This window comes from Pseudomonas sp. AC211 (genome assembly GCF_979258055.1).
Genome location: NZ_OZ409830.1, coordinates 4,422,416 through 4,439,732, shown reverse-complemented (window position 1 = coordinate 4,439,732; position 17,317 = coordinate 4,422,416). Strand labels below are relative to the sequence as shown.

Sequence of the window (17,317 nt, the reverse complement as noted above, 5' to 3'; positions counted from 1 at the left end):
TACTCGAAAACACCCTGATCCGTGTCGCGCGGCGGTGTTCATACGCTCGCGGCGCGCGCCAATAAAAACAGGAGCACCTGCATGCAGCGTTCGATTGCCACCGTGTCCTTGAGCGGCACCCTGCCGGAAAAACTTGAAGCCATCGCCGCCGCCGGTTTCAACGGCGTGGAAATCTTCGAAAACGACTTGCTCTACTACGCCGGCAGCCCGCGCGAAATTCGCCAGATGTGCGCCGACCTCGGCATCGCCATCACCCTTTTCCAACCGTTCCGCGACTTCGAAGGCTGCCGCCGCGATCGCCTGGCACGTAACCTCGACCGCGCCGAACGCAAATTCGATTTGATGCAGGAACTGGGCACCGACCTGGTGCTGGTGTGCAGCAACGTGGCCGCCGACTCCCTGGGCGACACGCAAATTCTGGTCGACGACCTGCGTCTGCTCGGTGAGCGAGCCGGCGCCCGTGGCCTGCGCATTGGTTACGAAGCGTTGGCTTGGGGCCGCCATGTGAACACCTATCAGCAGGTGTGGAACATCGTGCGTCAGGCCGACCACAGCGCCGTCGGCGTGCTGCTCGACAGCTTCCATACGCTGTCGCTCAAAGGCGACCCGAGCGCCATTGCCGAGATTCCTGGCGACAAGATTTTCTTCGTGCAGATGGCCGACGCGCCGATTCTGGCCATGGACGTGCTGGAGTGGAGCCGCCATTTCCGCTGCTTCCCCGGTCAGGGCGAATTCGATTTGGCCGGCTTTCTCGCGCCGATCATTCGCAGCGGCTACACCGGCCCGCTGTCGCTGGAAATTTTCAACGACGGTTTCCGCGCCGCGCCGCCTCGCGCCAACGCCGCCGATGGTTTGCGCTCGTTGCTGTATCTCGAAGAGAAAACCCGCAACCTGCTCGAACGCCAGGCCTCCGATGGCGCTGCGCCGGCTGTGCCGCAGACCAGTCTGGATAGGCTGTTCTCGCCGCCCGCTGCCAGTCGCCTGGACGGCGTCGAATTTATCGAGTTCGCCGTCGATGGCGAGCAGGGCGTCAAGCTCGGTGGTTGGCTGGAACGCCTGGGCTTCGCCCGCGCTGGGCAGCACCGCTCCAAAGACGTCAGCCTGCTGCGCCAGGGCGATATCAACATCGTGCTCAACGCCGAACCCTATTCGTTTGCACACAGCTTTTTCGAGGCCCACGGCCCGTCGCTGTGCGCCACCGCGTTGCGGGTCAAAGACAGTCACAGCGCCTTCGAGCGCGCCCGCGAATTCAAAGGCCAGCCGTACCGTGGCTTGGTCGGCCCCAACGAGCGGGAAATCCCCTCGGTGCGCGCACCGGATGGCAGCCTGATTTACCTGATCGACGAAGCTGAAAGTGGCCAAACCATTTACGACAGCGACTTCATCCTCAACGCCAACGTCCAGCCCAGCGGCAACTTGCAACGCATCGACCACATGGCCATGGCGCTACCGGCCGAGAGCCTCGACAGCTGGGTGCTGTTTTACAAAGCGCTGTTCGATTTCGAGGCCGACGACGAAGTGGTGCTGCCCGACCCCTACGGTCTGGTGAAGAGCCGAGCGCTGCGCAGTCGCTGCAGTTCGGTGCGCTTGCCGCTGAATATTTCCGAGAACCGCAACACTGCGATTTCCCATGCGTTGTCCAGCTATCGCGGCTCGGGCGTGCACCACATCGCCTTCGCCTGCGACGACCTGTTTGCGGAAATAAACCGCGCCAAGGATGCCGGCGTGCCGTTGCTGGATATTCCGCTGAACTACTACGACGACCTCGCCGCGCGCTTTGATTTCGACGATGAATTTCTCAGCGAGCTGGCGTACTACAACGTGCTGTACGACCGCGACGCGCAAGGCGGCGAGCTGTTCCACGTGTACACCGAACCGTTCGAGGGGCGTTTTTTCTTCGAACTGCTGCAACGCAAAAACGGCTACGTCGGTTACGGTGCGGCGAACGTGGCGGTGCGTCTGGCCGCCATGGCCAAAGTACGCAGCGGCTCGGGTCGGCAGACGCGGCTGTAACCTGGCGTCACCCTCAACAAGCCCGGCCGAAATCTTCTCGGGGCCGGGCTTTCTTCGGCCTGCGGCCAAGACCATAATCGCCGCTACCGTTGCCGACTCCCGGCTGTGAGCCTTGTATGACCATTACCCAAGAACTTCCCGAGGCGCCCGCAGAAGCGCCCCGCAAAAGTCGTAAGAACAACCCGGAAAAAACCCGCGAAAACATTCTGCAGGCGGCCATCATCGAGTTTGTGCAGCAGGGGCTTACCGGCGCCCGGGTGGACGCCATCGCCGAGCGCACGCACACCTCCAAGCGCATGATTTATTACTACTTCAACAGCAAAGAGCAGCTCTACGTTGAAGTGCTGGAAAAACTCTACGGCGACATCCGCCGCACCGAGGCCCAACTGCACCTGGCGGAACTGGAGCCGGTGGCGGCGATTCGGCGGCTGGTGGAATTCACCTTCGACCACCACGACCGCAACGTCGATTTCGTGCGCATCGTGTGCATCGAAAACATCCTCAACGGCGCCAACGTCAAACAGTCGCCGACCATCCGCTCGCTGAGCCACACGGTGCTCAATCTGCTCGACGAAACCTTGCGCCGTGGCGAAGCGGCGGGCGTGTTTCGCAGCGGACTACAAGCCATCGACCTGCATTTGCTGATCAGCTCGTTCTGCTTTTATCGCGTGTCTAACCGCAACACCTTTGGCGAGATTTTCCAGATTGATTTGCCGGATGAGCAGGTGAAGCAGCGGCACAAGGCGATGATTTGTGAATCGGTAATCGCCTATTTGCGGCAATAAAAAAACGCCTCGGTCAGAGGCGTTTTTTTTGGGTTGGGTATCGGGTCTGTTGGGCTTCGCGATGCTCAACCCAACCTACGATGGTCGTAGGTAGGGTTGAGCGCAACGAAGCCCAACGGACCACGCCACGCAATCAGTTACTGCCGCGTACCTTCTCCACAGCGTCATACATGGCCTTGACCAATGCCGGGTCCATGTCTTTGGAGAACTGCGCAATCACCGGTTTTACCTTCTCGCGAAAGCGCTCCATTTCAGCGGGGCTGATGGCGTTGGCTTGCATGTCTTTGGACAGTTCGGTGTACGCCTCTTTCTGAGCAGTCGCGGTAATTTCACGCTGATACACAGTCGCTTCCTTGGCGGCGTCGGTGATCACAGCTTGTTCTTCTGCGTTCAACTTGCCCCAGCTTTTCGCCCCCATCACAAACGACTGTGGGTTGTAGATGTGCTGGGTCACGCTCAGGTATTTCTGCACTTCGTTGAACTTGCTGCCCTTGATAACGGTGAAGGGGTTTTCCTGGCCGTCGACAGTCTTTTGCTCCAGGGCGGTGTACACCTCAGGGAATGGCATTGGCACCGGGTTGGCGCCGAGTGCTTTAAAGGTTTCGAGGTAGATCGGCGACTGGATCACCCGCACTTTCAGGCCCGACATGTCTTCCCATTTGGTTACGGGCGTTTTGCTGTTGGTCAGGTTGCGGAAACCCAGGTCCCAGTAACCGAGGCTACGCAGGCCTTTGCTGTCCAAACGCTTGGCCAGTTCCTGGCCCACTTCACCGTCGATCACCGCTTGCGCTTCCTGGGTGTTGTTGAACAGGAAGGGGAAGTCGAGCAGGGCGAACTCAGGCACTTGGGCGGCGAGGATGCCGGAGTTGAGAACGGTCAGATCAAGGGTAGCGCCTTGCAGCGCCGACACGGTTTGCAGATCTCCGCCCAGCACGCCACCGGGGAACAAACGCACGGTCATTTTGCCGCCGCTTTTCTCTTTCACCAGGTCAGCAAACTTCTGCGCGCCCTGGCCCTGCGGGTGTTCTTTTACGTTCTGAAAAGCGAACCGCAAGGTGTGTTCGCCAATTTCCGCTTGGGCCGTCAGGCCGTTGAGCAGCAGGCCTGCGGCGCAGGCGGAGGTCAGTAAAGGTTTCAGCCATTTGTTCATTTCAGGGCGCTCCATTTTGTTGTTGTTTGCGAGACATCGGTTTACAGCAGCCGGTTACCCGGCGAAGAACTTCAGGGGTACCAGAACCAGTTCCGGGAATATGACCAGCAGCGCCAGCACCAACAACTGTGCCAGCAAGAAGGGCCATATGCCCCGGGTGATTTCATCCAGCCGTAACTTGGCCACGCCGCACACCACGTTGAGCACCGTGCCCACTGGCGGGGTGATCAGGCCGATGGAGGTATTCACCAGAAACAGCACGCCGAAATACACCGGATCAATGCCAGCCTGCTTCACCACCGGCATCAGCACCGGGGTAAGAATCAGGATGGACGGCGTCATATCCATGACCATGCCGACCAGAATGATCAACACCATAATCATCAGCAGCAGCGTGGTCGGGGAGTCGAGGAACGGTTGCAGCACATCGGTGAGCTGGCCGGGCAGATCGGCGATGGTCACCAGCCACGACGACACCATGGCGGCGGCCACCAGCAGCATCACCACCGAGGTGGTTTTCGCCGCCGACAGCACCACTTCATAGAGCTGGCTGAACTTCAGTTCGCGGTAGATAAACAGCGACACGAACAAGGCGTAAACCGCCGCCACCACAGCTGCTTCGGTGGGCGTGAAAATGCCGAACTTCAAACCAAAAATGATGATCAGCGGCAGGCCCAGCGCCCAGCTGCCGTCCAGCAGGGTTTTGAGAATTTCCGCACGGCTGGCCTTGGGCGGCGTGGCCACGTTTTCGCTACGCGAGACGAACCACCAAGCCACCGCCAGCGCCGCGCCGAGCATGATGCCCGGCACGATGCCGGCCAGAAACAGCTTGGAAATCGACACGCCGGAGGCCACGCCAAACACGATAAAACCGATGCTCGGCGGAATGATCGGCGCCAGGATGCCACCCGAGGCGATCAGGCCCGCCGCGCGTTCACGGTTGTGGCCGGCCTGCACCATCATCGGAATCAGCAGGGCAGCCAAAGCGGCTGCATCTGCCACCGCCGAGCCGGACAACGAGGCCAGCAGGCACGAGGCAATAATCGCCACGTAACCCAAACCACCGCGCTTGTGGCCGACCATGGCCATGGCAATGTTGACGATGCGCCGCGACAAGCCGCCGGCATTCATGACCTCACCGGCCAGCATGAAGAACGGCACCGCCAGCAGGGGGAAACTGTCAGCGCCGTTAAGCAGGTTCTGGGCAATGATCTGCGCATCGAACAGGTCGAGTTGCCACATCAGCACCACACTCACCAGCAGCAGCGCAAAGGCAATCGGAATACCCAGGGCCATGGTGCCCAGCAGGGTGCCGAGGAAGAGGATCAGCGTCATTAGCGGTTCCCCTCAGTGCTTGGCAGGTGCACCGATTCGACGCCGGCTTTGCCTTGCGGCAACCGACCGCGCAGGGCCAGCACCAATTCGCCAGCAATCACCGGAATCGCAGTGAGGCCGAACAGCACGCCGATGCCATAGAACCAGGCCATCGACAGGCCCGAGGCGGGGGCGACCACATCCAGGTTAATGCGCGCCTGCTGCCAACTGCCGCTGAGCACCAGCCAGGCGATAAACAGCATCAGCAAATGGCCGACAGCCAGGCACAGATTGCGCCCGAACGGCGGCAGCTTTTTGATCAGCAGGTCGAGGCCCAGGTGGCTGCGCTCGCGCAAGGCGATCAGCGAGCCGAGGAACACCATCAGCACAAACAGCCAGCGCGACAGTTCTTCCGACACGGTGATGCCCGAGTTGAAGGCGTAGCGCATGACCACGTTGCCGAACACCATGAGCACCATGCCCAGCATGCACAGCACGACGATCAGCTTCAGAAAGCGGAAATACAGATCGATCATTTTTGTCATTGTTGTGATCTCGTAAGCGCCAACGCTGGGCGCCATGTTAGGGGTGTCGTTTGGTCGTGATCGTTAAGCGCCCATCGCCGAAAAATGCGCCTGCATGCGCGAGGCATCTGCCGCCGCGCCGCTGAACAATTCAAAAGCTTTTACTGCTTGGAACACCGCCATGGTGCCGCCGTCGAGCGTGCGGCAACCCAAGGCGCGGGCTTCGCGAAGCAGTTCGGTTTCCAAGGGGAAATACACAATTTCCGCCACCCACATCGGTGCACGCAGCAGGGCTTTGGGCACCGGCATACCGGGCAGTTTGGCCATGCCCATCGGCGTGGTGTTCACCAGGCCGTCGGCGCTCGCCATGGCGGCTGCCAGGTCGGCGCCAGCGCTCGCGCGGTTGCCTGGGAAATGCGCGTTGAGGTTCGCCGCCAGGTCGCTGGCGCGGCCGGCGTCCACGTCAAAAATAGTTAACTGTTCAACACCTTCAATCAACAAAGCATGGGCCACCGCTGCGCCGGCACCGCCTGCGCCCATTTGCACCACCTGCGCGCGGGCTACATCGCTCAGCCCACGCCGGAAGCCTTCGGCGAAACCCAAGCAATCGGTGTTGTGGCCGATGCGCTTGCCATTCTCGAACACCACCGTATTCACCGCGCCGATACCGCGCGCTTCCGGCGACAACTCATCGAGCAGCGGGATCACCGCCTGCTTGCACGGGAAGGTGATGTTCAGGCCGGTGAAGCCGGTGTGCTGGGCGGCGTCGAGCAGGGCGGGCAGGTCGTCGAGGTCCATCTTCAGGGCGTCGATGTCGATCAGGCGATACAGGTAGCGAATGCCCTGAGCGTCGCCTTCATGCTCGTGCAAGGCCGGCGTGCGCGAGGCCTGAATGCCGGCGCCAATCAGGCCGGCCAGAATGCTGCGGGTGCGGGACATGGTCAGGCCTTGAGCAGATGAGCAACGTGTTCAACAGCCATGCGATAGCCGTTGCTGCCGAACCCGGCGAGCACGGCCACGGCGATGCCGGACACGTATGAGTGGTGACGGAATTCTTCGCGCTTGTGCACGTTGGAAAGGTGTACTTCGATCACCGGCAATTCGCTGGCGACCAAAGCGTCGCGAATGGCGACCGAGGTATGCGTCCAGGCGCCCGGGTTAATCACGATGGCGGCGCAGCGGCCGCGAGCCTGGTGGATCCAGTCGATCAACCGGCCTTCGTGATTGGTTTGTTCGAACTCGACGCTGAGGTCCAGGGCGCTGCCGGTACGGCGGCACAGTTCAGCGATATCAGCGAGGGTTTCGTGGCCGTAGGTAGCCGGTTCGCGGGTGCCGAGCATATTGAGATTGGGGCCGTTAAGCACCAGCACGGTACGGGGCATAAAGCGTTCTCCATTTCTTATTGTTGTTCTGGCAGGCGAGCGGCCAAAAGCGTGTAGGAGAAAATGTACTAACTGGTTAATTCGGTCAATGGGCTGTTTGTAGGACGTTCGATAATCGACCAGTTTTGCTCCGAACGTGCATCCGCCGCCGACGCGGTATCAGGGCGCCAAATGTTCCTTAAGGTTGTGTCGGATAAGTCGATATATTGCGCAGGAGCCAGCCGATAGAGCTGGCCGCCTCTGCCTCGTTTTTCTGGAGACTCCCATGTTTGGATGGCTTACTCAGGCGCTGAGCAATATCAGTGTCGGCGCAAAACTGGCCCTTGGTTTTGCATCGGTGCTGCTGCTGACGCTGTTAATCACGCTGGCCGGTTGGCTGGGGTTGAGCTCGGTGCTCGAGCGCGGCGACAAGCTGGCGGCCATTTCTAAACTGGGTGCCATTGCCCGCGACGTGCGTATTGCTCGCCTGACCTACGCGCAAAACAGCGACGCCGCCCATAACGCCGCCGTGGTCGACAATCTCGACAAATTCGACGCCGGCGTTCAGAGCGGCACCCAAATCATGAAATCGCCGAACGACCTGGTTCTGTTGAAGCAGGCGGGCGATGCCAGCAGCCAGTACCGCCAGGCGTTCAACCAGATGACCCAGGCTGTCGCTACCCGCGAAGCCTTGCGCGGCCAATTCGGCAAGTTCGCCGACGCGGCAGTCGCGGAAGTGGGCAACGTTTCGACGGCGGTTCGTGCCGAGACCGTCGGCGAAGAAAATGCTGAGCAGCATCAACAAGTGCTCGACGCCCTGATCGCGCAGAACAGCCTGATTCAAACCGCACGTTTCGAGCTGCGCGGCTTCACTTATAGCGGCCGGGTTGAGCTGCAACAGCCGGCGCTCGCCGCGATTGATCAGGCACTTGGTAATCTCAAAACGCTCTCGGACAAAGTATCCAGCGAGCAGGCCGCCGGCTTGCAAAAAGCCGCCGACGCACTGAACGGTTACCGCGCTACGGTCGGTCAGTTCGCTACGGCGCTGGCCAATATCGCGGCGGCGCAAACCATTCTGGATGTCCAGATCAAACAGATTTTCGACGCCTGCGCGCAGCTCACCGTGAGTCAGAACACCAAGCGCGACAAGGAAGAAGCCGAGGCGAAAATTGTGCTGCTGGTGGCCTCGTTGATCGCAGTAGTGCTGGGCCTGATCGCTGCGTTGTTTATCACCCGGCAAATTGTCGGCCCGTTGCAAACCGTGCTGCGCCGTGTGGAACGCATCGCGTCGGGCGACCTTAGCCACGACATCGAAACCCGTCGCGGTGACGAGCTGGGTCAGCTGCAAACCAGCATGCAAAACATGACGCTGGGCCTGCGTGAATTGATTGGCGGCATTCGCGATGGCGTTACGCAAATCGCCAGCGCGGCAGAGCAGCTATCTGCCGTGACTGAACAGACCAGCGCCGGCGTAAACAATCAGAAGATCGAGACCGACCAGGTCGCCACCGCCATGCACGAAATGACCGCCACCGTGCAGGAAGTGGCGCGTAACGCAGAGGAAGCCTCCGAAGCGGCCAAAGCAGCGGACTTGCAGGCCCGTGACGGCGACCGGGTTGTCGGCGAAGCCGTGGCGCAGATCGAGCGCCTTGCTGTGGCCGTGGGCGACTCCACCGATGCCATGAACGAGCTCAAGCGCGAAAGCGACAAAATCGGCAGCGTGCTCGACGTGATCAAATCCGTGGCCCAACAAACCAACCTGCTGGCGCTGAACGCCGCCATCGAGGCCGCCCGTGCCGGTGAAGCCGGCCGAGGCTTCGCCGTGGTCGCCGATGAAGTGCGCAGCCTGGCGCAGCGCACACAGCAGTCCACCGAAGAAATTGAAGACCTGATCAGCGGCCTGCAAAGCGGCACGCAGCAAGTAGCGAGCACCTTGGAAAGCAGCCGCGAGCTCACCGACAGCAGCGTGCAACTGACCCGCAGCGCCGGCGATGCCTTGGGCAGCATCACCCGCACGGTATCGGCGATTCAGGCCATGAACCTGCAAATTGCCACCGCTGCCGAAGAGCAAACCGCCGTGGCCGAAGAGATCAACCGCAGCGTATTGAACGTGCGCGACGTCTCCGAACAAACCGCCGCCGCCAGCGAAGAAACCGCCGCCTCGAGTGTTGAACTGGCGCGCCTGGGTGGGCATCTGCAAAGTCTGGTGCAGCGCTTCCGGGTTTAAAGCAGAAGCTTCGCGAGCAAGCTCGCTCCTACAGAACTTCGGAATTCTGTAGGAGCGGCTTTAGCCGCGATGGCCGGGCCTGGAAATGGCGATACCTGGGCTGAGATTAAAAGCTCGCGGCTAAAGCCGCTCCTACAGGTTAGCCGCCCGCTATTTACCACCCACCGCCACCGCCACCCCCACCGCCGCCACCTGACGAACCGCCGCCGGAAGAACTGCTGCTGCCCGAGCTTGAGCTCGAACCAGAAGACGGGCTCGGCGGCGGTGTCGAGGCGCTGCTGGCGGCGGCGAGCAGGGCGCCGCTCATGGCGGCCGGCGTGGTAAAGCGGCTGCTGTCGCGGTACCACGAGGGTCTGTAGGTCGGCTCGCTCCACTGCACGGCGCCGCTTTCTATGGCTTCACTCAGTCGGGCGGTCCATTGCTCTTCCACGCCCAGCGCCATGGCGTACGGCAGGTGCCGCTCGTACAAGGCGATGCTCATGGCTGGCGCATCGGCGGCGCGGGCCAGGCTGTCGCTTTCGGCCAGTTGCAGGTAGTCGCGGTAGCCTTCCAATGCATCGAGTGTGGCGCGCCCTTCTAGGGTCGGCGCTTCCAGCCAACCTCGGAACAGTACGATCAACACCAGCATCGTCACCACGCTGACCGTGGCGATGGGCGAGGTGGTGTTGAACATCAGCACCAGCAGGCTCAAACCGCCAAAGCCAAATGGCAAACCGAACAGCAGCGGCACCACGCCTATGAATTGGCGCGGCGTGCCCGTCAGCATGCGCCAACCCCAAACGCTCAAGCCGACACCGACGGAAATCAGCACGATCGGAAAAATACTGAACAGCACCACCGGGTCGCCGAGCAGCCCCATCGCCACAAACGCTAGCAGGGCGCCCAACAAGCCGAGCCACCAGGGTTTGCGGTTTTTGCTGAACAGCGTGTCGCCCCATTCGCGGAGCTTTTCGCTGTGGGCATCCAGCGCATTGCTCAAGGCTCTGACGTACTTCTCACCGACACGAATCTTCTTCGCGCCGCCGTCAAACAGCTTGTCGAACAGCGCCTGCTCGTGGGGCTGCGCCTGCGCATCCAGCTCTCCTTTGCTGACAATAAACGCGCGCCCGGTGGGCGAGTCGGCAATGCTCAGCACCTTGCGCCGCGCCAGGTCCGTCACAGTAATGGTCATGGCTTCGAGGTTGCTGAAGTCTGTGCTGAAGCCTTTGTTCCAGACGTAACCGGCAGCGGCCGGGCTGAGGCCTTTCGGCGCGTCGTAGCGGGGCACGATGATGCCCTTGGCGGGGTCGCGACCGACCTTGTTCCACCAGCGGTAGTAGTAGGCAAACAACCCCAGCGCAGCGAGCACGGCGATGAGTACGTTGAGGTTGTCCCACACCAATCTGGCCGCGCGCATGAACGCATTGGGGCGCTTCACCAGGCCCGCTTGCCAATCCAGCGCGACGGTAAACCCCTCTTCAGCCGCGAGCGGCTGGGTGGTCGCCAACTTGACCACGTTGTCGCGCTGGCTCACCACTTCATAAGCGCGGCCGGAGCGGTTGCCGGTGTAGCCGGTGTAACCCGTCAACTGATCGATACGCGCGCCTTCAGGCAGTTCGACCGTGGCGGTGGCCCGCATGATCGGAAACTTCCACTGATTGCCGGTGAGGTTCCAATACAGCTCGTCCTTCTCGGCGGTGAAATGCAACTGGCCATCCATGCGGTATTGCAGCTCGTACACGTGCTGGCCGGGCTCGACATATTCCTCCGGCGAACCCAGGTAATAACGCACGCCCCAGCGCTGGCGCTCTTTTTTAAACGGCTCGCTGACGCCGTCGCGCGTCACGCTCAGCAGGTCCACGGGCGTTTTGCGCACCAGCTCCATTGGCAAGCTGTAGGTGGTGGGAATGTCGCGGTAAATGCCGTGGCGAATTTCGTCGCCCGTGGCGGTGACTTGGATGCGCTCGGTGATCAGCAGGTTGCCGCTGGGCTCGACCTTGACGGTGATGTCGAAGTGATCAATGCGCTCTTTGTCGACGCGCGAGCTGCTGTCGAAAAAGGTTTTGCGCTGATACCTCTTGCTCGGCGTCGACAACAATCGTGTCGACCTCATCGTCAGCGGCGAACAACGGGCTCAAGGGCAGCACGCAGCAACTCAGTGCGAGTGCGCGCAACAGGCGGGCAGGCATATCAAAACTCCATTTTTGGCGGCTGGGCCTGGCTGGCGTCGTCCAACGAAAAATACGCGGCGCCGGCAAAACCGAATGCCTTGGCGATCACATTGCTGGGCACCGACTCCACCAACACATTCAATTCGCGCACCGCGCCGTTGTAGTAGCGGCGGGCCATTTGAATGTGCTCTTCCACTTCGCTGAGGCTGCGCTGCAAATCCAAAAATACGGCGTCGGCCTTGAGATCGGGATACGCCTCGGCGCGGGCAAACACCTGCTTGAGCGTGGCCGACACCTGGCTCTCCGCCGCGCCACGCTCCGGGGCGCCAGCGGTCTCGGCGCGTTGCGCCTGGCTGCGCTGCTCGGTGAGCGCGGCGAGGGTGCCGCTTTCGTAGGCCATAAAGCGTTTTACGCAGTCGACCAATTGCGGAATCAGGCTGGAGCGGCGTTTGAGTTGCACGTCAATGTCGCTCCACGCGGCGGCCACCCGAGCCCGGTTGAATACCAGGCGGTTGTAGCCGTAGATCACGCCTGCGGCCAACACCCCCAGCGCCGCGATTACGGCCCACATCATCGTTCCCTGCATTGCCTCATTCCTCGTTGCGCGCTGGCGCGTATCTGGCTGGCGATCCTACTGCAAAAACGAGCGCAGTCGCTGGATTTACGAATCGACCTACGCCATGGCGCTCCGCGTCGTAACGCCTCGTCTCGGCCTTGTCCGTACGGTCTTGCTCCTGAAATTTCACGCGTCGAGCGGACACAGGAGAGCAACTACGATGAGCAAAGTTGAAGTGGTGTTGGTGGTGGCGGGCGTGCTGCTGATGGCCTTGGCGGCAGCGTTGCTGGTGGTGCATCGGCGCACGGCCGATTGTGTCGATGTGGCCACTCAGCATTGCCACGACGCCGCGTTCGTTTATCAGGGCGGCGGCAAGCTGGCGCTGCTGCTGGCCTTTTCAGTTTTTCTGATCGCCGCGTTGCTGGGGCTGCTTCGTCATTCCGAAGGCCCTCGGCGCTAGTCTTTAACCGGCACCGGAAATGAAAAAACCCCGGCGCGTGGGCCGGGGCTTAAGGGTTTCACTGCGCGGTTCTTATTCGACCGCTTTAACCATATCTTCGATTACTTTCTTCGCGTCGCCGAACACCATCATGGTCTTGTCCAAGTAGAACAGTTCGTTGTCCAGACCGGCATAGCCGCTGGCCATCGAACGCTTGTTGACGATGATAGTTTTGGCTTTGAACGCTTCCAGAATTGGCATGCCGGCAATCGGCGAATTCGGATCGTTCTTCGCCGCCGGGTTGACCACGTCGTTGGCGCCCAACACCAGCACCACGTCGGCCTGGCCGAACTCGGAGTTGATGTCTTCCATCTCGAACACCTGGTCGTACGGCACTTCAGCCTCGGCCAGCAGTACGTTCATGTGGCCAGGCATACGACCGGCAACCGGGTGAATCGCGTACTTCACGGTTACGCCACGGTGCGTCAGCTTCTCGGTCAGCTCTTTCAGCGCGTGCTGGGCACGGGCCACCGCCAGGCCGTAGCCGGGAACGATGATCACGGTGTCGGCGTTGGTGAGCAGGAAGGTGGCGTCATCAGCCGAACCGGATTTCACCGGACGCGCTTCTTTCGAACCACCGCTTGCTGCCGCGTCGGTCGCGCCGCCGAAGCCGCCGCCAATCACGTTGAAGAACGAACGGTTCATCGCCTTGCACATGATGTACGAGAGGATCGCGCCGCTCGAACCCACCAGCGAACCGGCAATGATCAGCATCGAGTTGTTCAGCGAGAAACCGATACCGGCAGCCGCCCAGCCCGAGTAGCTGTTGAGCATCGAAACGACTACCGGCATATCCGCGCCGCCAATCGGGATGATGATCAGCACACCGAGAATGAACGCCAGCACCAGCATCACCGCGAAGGCTGTGAGGTTGCCGGTGAACATAAAGAACAGACCCAGCCCCAGTGTGCTCAGACCCAGAATCAGGTTGAGTTTGTGCTGACCGGCAAACACGACCGGCGCGCCCTGGAACAGACGGAACTTGTATTTGCCCGAGAGCTTGCCGAACGCGATGACGGAACCGGAGAAGGTAATCGCACCAATCGCCGCGCCAAGGAACAGCTCCAGACGGTTACCGGCCGGAATGGCGTCGCCCAGTTGCTTGACGATACCCAGCGACTGCGGCTCAACCACAGCAGCAATGGCAATGAACACCGCCGCCAGGCCGATCATGCTGTGCATGAAGGCAACCAGCTCCGGCATTTTGGTCATTTCAACGCGCTTGGCCATGATCGAACCGGCGGTGCCGCCGACCAACAAACCAACGATGACGTAACCGATGCCTTGGGTAGCGATGTCGGCACCGAGCTTGTAGATCAAGCCCACGGTGGTCAGTACGGCCAGGGCCATACCGAGCATGCCGAATAAGTTACCGCGACGCGACGTGGTCGGGTGCGACAGGCCCTTGAGCGCTTGGATAAAGCAGATCGAAGCGATCAGATACAGGGTCGTTACCAGATTCATGCTCATTACTTGTCACCCTCTGCTTTGGCCTTGGGCGCTTTTTTCTTGAACATTTCCAGCATGCGGCGAGTTACCAGAAAACCACCGAACACGTTCACGGCAGCCAGGGCCACCGCAAGGGTGCCCATGGTTTTACCCAGCGGCGTCACGGTGAGGGCGGCGGCCAACATGGCACCGACGATCACGATGGCCGAGATGGCGTTGGTCACGGCCATTAGCGGGGTGTGCAGCGCAGGCGTCACGTTCCAGACCACGTGGTAGCCCACATAAATGGCCAGCACGAAGATGATCAGGTTGTAGATACCGGGGGAGATCAGCTCTTCCATTTTTCTTGTCCTCAGCCGTTCTTACGGACGACTTGGCCGTCGCGGCACATCAGGCACGCGGCGACGATGTCGTCTTCGAGGTTGACGTGGAACTTGCCTTCGCTGTCGATGACCAGCTTGAGGAAGTCCAGCAAGTTACGGGCGTACAGCGCCGAAGCGTCTGCCGCGACCAGGGCCGCCAGGTTGGTGTGGCCAACGATGGTCACGCCGTGCTTGACCACCACCTGATCCGCTTCAGTCAGCGGGCAGTTGCCGCCTTGGGCCGCCGCGAGGTCGATCACCACGGAGCCGGGCTTCATCTGCTCGACGGTCTCGGCACTCAACAGCACCGGCGCCTTGCGGCCTGGAATCAGTGCGGTGGTGATGACGATGTCGGCCTGCTTGGCGCGCTCATGCACGGCCACGGCCTGACGCTGCATCCACGACGCTGGCATCGGACGGGCATAACCGCCAACGCCTTCGGCGCATTCGCGCTCTTCGTCGGTTTCGTACGGCACGTCAACGAACTTGGCGCCGAGCGACTCAATTTGCTCCTTCACCGCCGGACGCACGTCCGAGGCCTCGATCACCGCACCCAGGCGCTTGGCCGTAGCGATGGCCTGCAAGCCTGCAACGCCGGCGCCGAGAATCAGCACGCGAGCGGCCTTCACGGTACCGGCAGCGGTCATCAGCATCGGCATAAAACGCGGGTAGTGATGAGCCGCGAGCAACACCGCCTTGTAGCCGGCAATGTTGGCTTGCGAACTCAGCACGTCGAGGCTTTGCGCGCGGGAAGTGCGCGGCGCGGCTTCGAGGGCGAAAGCGGTGACGCCGCGTTCAGCCATCTGCGCGATGTTTTCGCTGTTGAAGGGATTGAGCATGCCGACCAGCACCGCGCCGGACTTGAGCTGAGCCAGCTCGGCGGCATTGGGTGCCACGACCTTGAGCACCAGGTCGGCGCCCAGGGCTGCGGCGGCGTCGCCAATGCTGGCGCCAACGGCTTGATAGGCACTGTCGGGCACGCTGGCGCTAACGCCGGCACCGCTTTGTACAGTCACCTGATGGCCTTGGGCGATCAGCTTTTTAATGGTTTCCGGCGTTGCGGCAACCCGCGTTTCGCCAGTAAAGGTCTCGAGAGGAACACCAATGTGCACTTCAAATCTCCTGCGTGATCGTTTTTCAAAAAAACCAGAGCACTGCGGGTGGCGCACTGGGGTGGATCAGCACAATCCCTACTTGGCACCTCTTCGGGCAGCCTTGCGGTAGCGGGGCGCGGCATTTTGCAGGTGAACCGTAAGGCCATCAAGGAGTTCTGAAGGCCACCCTGGAGATAACTACAAGTCACGTCGTGACCCATCATTCCGTCTATCTCGCCGAAAGCAGCGGGTAATGCGGCTTGCAGCTTGTCGCCAGGCCGTTTGCGGCGGCATTGGCATCCCTGACGTGAATAACCGTTCATCAGGTCAAGACGGGTTAATGGCGAATCCGTTACGTAGCTTGCTTTGTATTCCTAACTATCTGTTTATTATCGTAATTATCTGTTTTGTCGGCGGGTAAGCGGCGGCAAAACTGTAGCTATTGGGTTTGTTGACTACGGGGTCAGCAAATGTTTACGGTTTACTGCATAAATCGCTGAAAGCCACGCAGTTATTGGTCTGCCGCCAATTTCCCACGCAACGTCGCGCATGCTTTTTATCAGGCTTATGTCGCTTTTTCGACTTTTTTTATCGCTACGTGAAGGTTGGAGGGCCAAAACGGCTGATTTTTGGCTTTATTACCGGGTTAATTACCTGGCTGAATCGTAGCCAATAAGAGGTTTTGGTAGTGCGGTGGGTTCGAACTGCCCCATTTCGTGTGGGAGCAGCTTTAGCTGCGAGATTTTGAAATCCCTGCGCTGCTGCCCAACGCAGGGGTGGCCGGCTAAACGCCCGAACTCGCCTCCCGATATTCCTTCGCCTGCCCCACCAACCAATCCCTAAACGCCCGTAACGCAGCCGTCTCGGTTTTGCGTTCAGGAATCATCAGGTGATACGCCTTATCACTCACGCAGGCGTGCTGCATCGCCACCACCAAGCTGCCTTCAGCCAGCTCCCGTTGAATCAAAAACGGCGGTATCAGCGCGATGCCCATTTCGTGCTGCGCCGCCTGCGCCAGCATCGAAAACAGTTCATAACGCGGCCCAGTCATGTCGCGCGGCACGCTCATGCCAAGGGAGCCGAACCAGTGGCGCCAGGCGTATGGCCGGGTGGTTTGTTGCAGCAGCGGCAAGGTGGCGATGCGCTCGGCGGTGAGCGTGCCGTCGCTCGGCAACAGGGCCGGGCTGCACACGGGAAGGGAATTTTCCGGCATCAGAAAATGCGCTTCGGTGCCGGACCACACCGCATCGCCGAAGTACACGGCGGCGTCGAATTCGGTGTCGGCAAACAGGAATGGGCGCGTGCGATTGGTGAGGTTCACGGTCACTTCCGGGTGCAAGGCCTGGAAATGTTTCAGGCGCGGCAGCAGCCATTGCGTGCCGAAGGTCGGCACGATGGCCAGTTCCAGGCTGTTGGTGCCGTGCTGGCCCATTACCGACAGGGTGTCGCGTTCCACAGCATCCAGCTGCGCGGCGACTCGGCGGCCGTAGCTGAGCCCTGCTTCGGTGAGCTGAACGCCGCGTCGGGAGCGGCGGAAGAGGGCGATGCCGAGGAAGTCCTCGAGGCTGGCGATCTGTCGGCAGATGGCGCTTTGCGTCAGCGAGAGTTCTTCCGCTGCTTTGGTAAAGCTCTGATGACGAGCGGCGGCGTCGAAGGCGACGAGGGCGGCGGTGCTGGGAATTTTGCGGCGCATTGGCGGGCTCGTATGCGTTATGTGCACGATGAAACGGTTGAAAAAGCCGTTATTGCCTGTTCGGAGTGATAAATTAGCACAGGTCTGTGCAAAAACCTCGTTTGCGCCATGTGCGCCCGGCTGTCTAGAGTTAACCCATC

The 17,317-nt window shown here is 60.7% G+C and carries 15 protein-coding genes; 4 read left to right on the top strand and 11 right to left on the bottom strand.

Annotated elements, in window-relative coordinates; translation table 11 throughout:
• The first annotated feature begins 81 nt into the window (after positions 1-81).
• Together quiC and ACZZZP_RS20975 are read left to right on the top strand one after the other, a co-directional pair.
• On the top strand, positions 82-2,013 hold the full coding sequence (quiC, locus tag ACZZZP_RS20980; RefSeq protein ID WP_463383990.1) for a 3-dehydroshikimate dehydratase QuiC: 1,932 nt from the start codon (positions 82-84) through the stop codon (positions 2,011-2,013).
• 116 nt (positions 2,014-2,129) lie between these two features.
• Positions 2,130-2,798 carry a TetR/AcrR family transcriptional regulator gene (locus ACZZZP_RS20975; protein WP_122449474.1) on the top strand — a complete coding sequence of 223 codons (669 nt, stop codon included), beginning with the start codon at positions 2,130-2,132 and terminating at the stop codon, positions 2,796-2,798.
• Positions 2,799-2,931: 133 nt separating this feature from the next.
• Here ACZZZP_RS20975 and ACZZZP_RS20970 read toward each other — a convergent pair whose 3' ends face one another.
• From ACZZZP_RS20970 to aroQ, 5 genes are all read right to left on the bottom strand, one after another.
• A complete protein-coding gene (locus tag ACZZZP_RS20970) occupies positions 2,932-3,948 on the bottom strand; it encodes a TRAP transporter substrate-binding protein (protein ID WP_463383989.1) in 1,017 nt (338 codons plus the stop codon).
• A 54-nt stretch (positions 3,949-4,002) separates the two neighbouring features.
• Positions 4,003-5,283, bottom strand: a complete 1,281-nt coding sequence (locus ACZZZP_RS20965; RefSeq protein WP_463383988.1) for a TRAP transporter large permease subunit — start codon at positions 5,281-5,283, stop codon at positions 4,003-4,005.
• On the bottom strand, positions 5,283-5,807 hold the full coding sequence (locus ACZZZP_RS20960) for a TRAP transporter small permease (RefSeq protein WP_463383987.1): 525 nt from the start codon (positions 5,805-5,807) through the stop codon (positions 5,283-5,285). Before ACZZZP_RS20960 ends, ACZZZP_RS20965 begins: the two co-directional genes overlap by 1 nt.
• 63 nt (positions 5,808-5,870) lie before the next feature.
• A complete protein-coding gene (locus tag ACZZZP_RS20955) occupies positions 5,871-6,725 on the bottom strand; it encodes a shikimate dehydrogenase (RefSeq protein WP_463383986.1) in 855 nt (284 codons plus the stop codon).
• 2 nt (positions 6,726-6,727) lie between these two features.
• Entirely contained in the window at positions 6,728-7,168 is a 441-nt protein-coding gene (gene aroQ / locus ACZZZP_RS20950) for a type II 3-dehydroquinate dehydratase (protein ID WP_463383985.1), read from the bottom strand.
• Positions 7,169-7,433: 265 nt separating this feature from the next.
• Between aroQ and ACZZZP_RS20945 the strand changes: the two genes are divergently transcribed.
• A complete protein-coding gene (locus ACZZZP_RS20945) occupies positions 7,434-9,374 on the top strand; it encodes a methyl-accepting chemotaxis protein (protein ID WP_463383984.1) in 1,941 nt (646 codons plus the stop codon).
• Between the two features lie 154 nt (positions 9,375-9,528).
• Here ACZZZP_RS20945 and ACZZZP_RS20940 read toward each other — a convergent pair whose 3' ends face one another.
• Complete coding sequence (locus ACZZZP_RS20940) at positions 9,529-11,466, bottom strand: DUF2207 domain-containing protein (RefSeq protein WP_463536823.1); 1,938 nt, start codon at positions 11,464-11,466, stop codon at positions 9,529-9,531.
• A 77-nt stretch (positions 11,467-11,543) separates the two neighbouring features.
• Positions 11,544-12,110 carry a LemA family protein gene (locus tag ACZZZP_RS20935; protein ID WP_463383982.1) on the bottom strand — a complete coding sequence of 189 codons (567 nt, stop codon included), beginning with the start codon at positions 12,108-12,110 and terminating at the stop codon, positions 11,544-11,546.
• A gap of 190 nt (positions 12,111-12,300) precedes the next feature.
• Here ACZZZP_RS20935 and ACZZZP_RS20930 point away from each other — a divergent pair, with 190 nt between their 5' ends.
• Complete coding sequence (locus ACZZZP_RS20930; protein WP_463383981.1) at positions 12,301-12,540, top strand: hypothetical protein; 240 nt, start codon at positions 12,301-12,303, stop codon at positions 12,538-12,540.
• 72 nt (positions 12,541-12,612) lie between these two features.
• Here ACZZZP_RS20930 and ACZZZP_RS20925 read toward each other — a convergent pair whose 3' ends face one another.
• The 4 genes from ACZZZP_RS20925 to ACZZZP_RS20910 all read right to left on the bottom strand — a co-directional run bounded on the left by ACZZZP_RS20925 (position 12,613) and on the right by ACZZZP_RS20910 (position 17,177).
• On the bottom strand, positions 12,613-14,049 hold the full coding sequence (locus ACZZZP_RS20925; protein WP_463383980.1) for an NAD(P)(+) transhydrogenase (Re/Si-specific) subunit beta: 1,437 nt from the start codon (positions 14,047-14,049) through the stop codon (positions 12,613-12,615).
• Entirely contained in the window at positions 14,049-14,369 is a 321-nt protein-coding gene (locus ACZZZP_RS20920) for an NAD(P) transhydrogenase subunit alpha part 2 (RefSeq protein ID WP_108099125.1), read from the bottom strand. The genes ACZZZP_RS20925 and ACZZZP_RS20920 overlap by 1 nt, the downstream gene beginning before the upstream one ends.
• Positions 14,370-14,380: 11 nt before the next feature.
• Entirely contained in the window at positions 14,381-15,502 is a 1,122-nt protein-coding gene (locus ACZZZP_RS20915; RefSeq protein ID WP_122449484.1) for a Re/Si-specific NAD(P)(+) transhydrogenase subunit alpha, read from the bottom strand.
• A gap of 766 nt (positions 15,503-16,268) precedes the next feature.
• A complete protein-coding gene (locus ACZZZP_RS20910; protein ID WP_463383979.1) occupies positions 16,269-17,177 on the bottom strand; it encodes a LysR family transcriptional regulator in 909 nt (302 codons plus the stop codon).
• Positions 17,178-17,317: the final 140 nt, after the last annotated feature.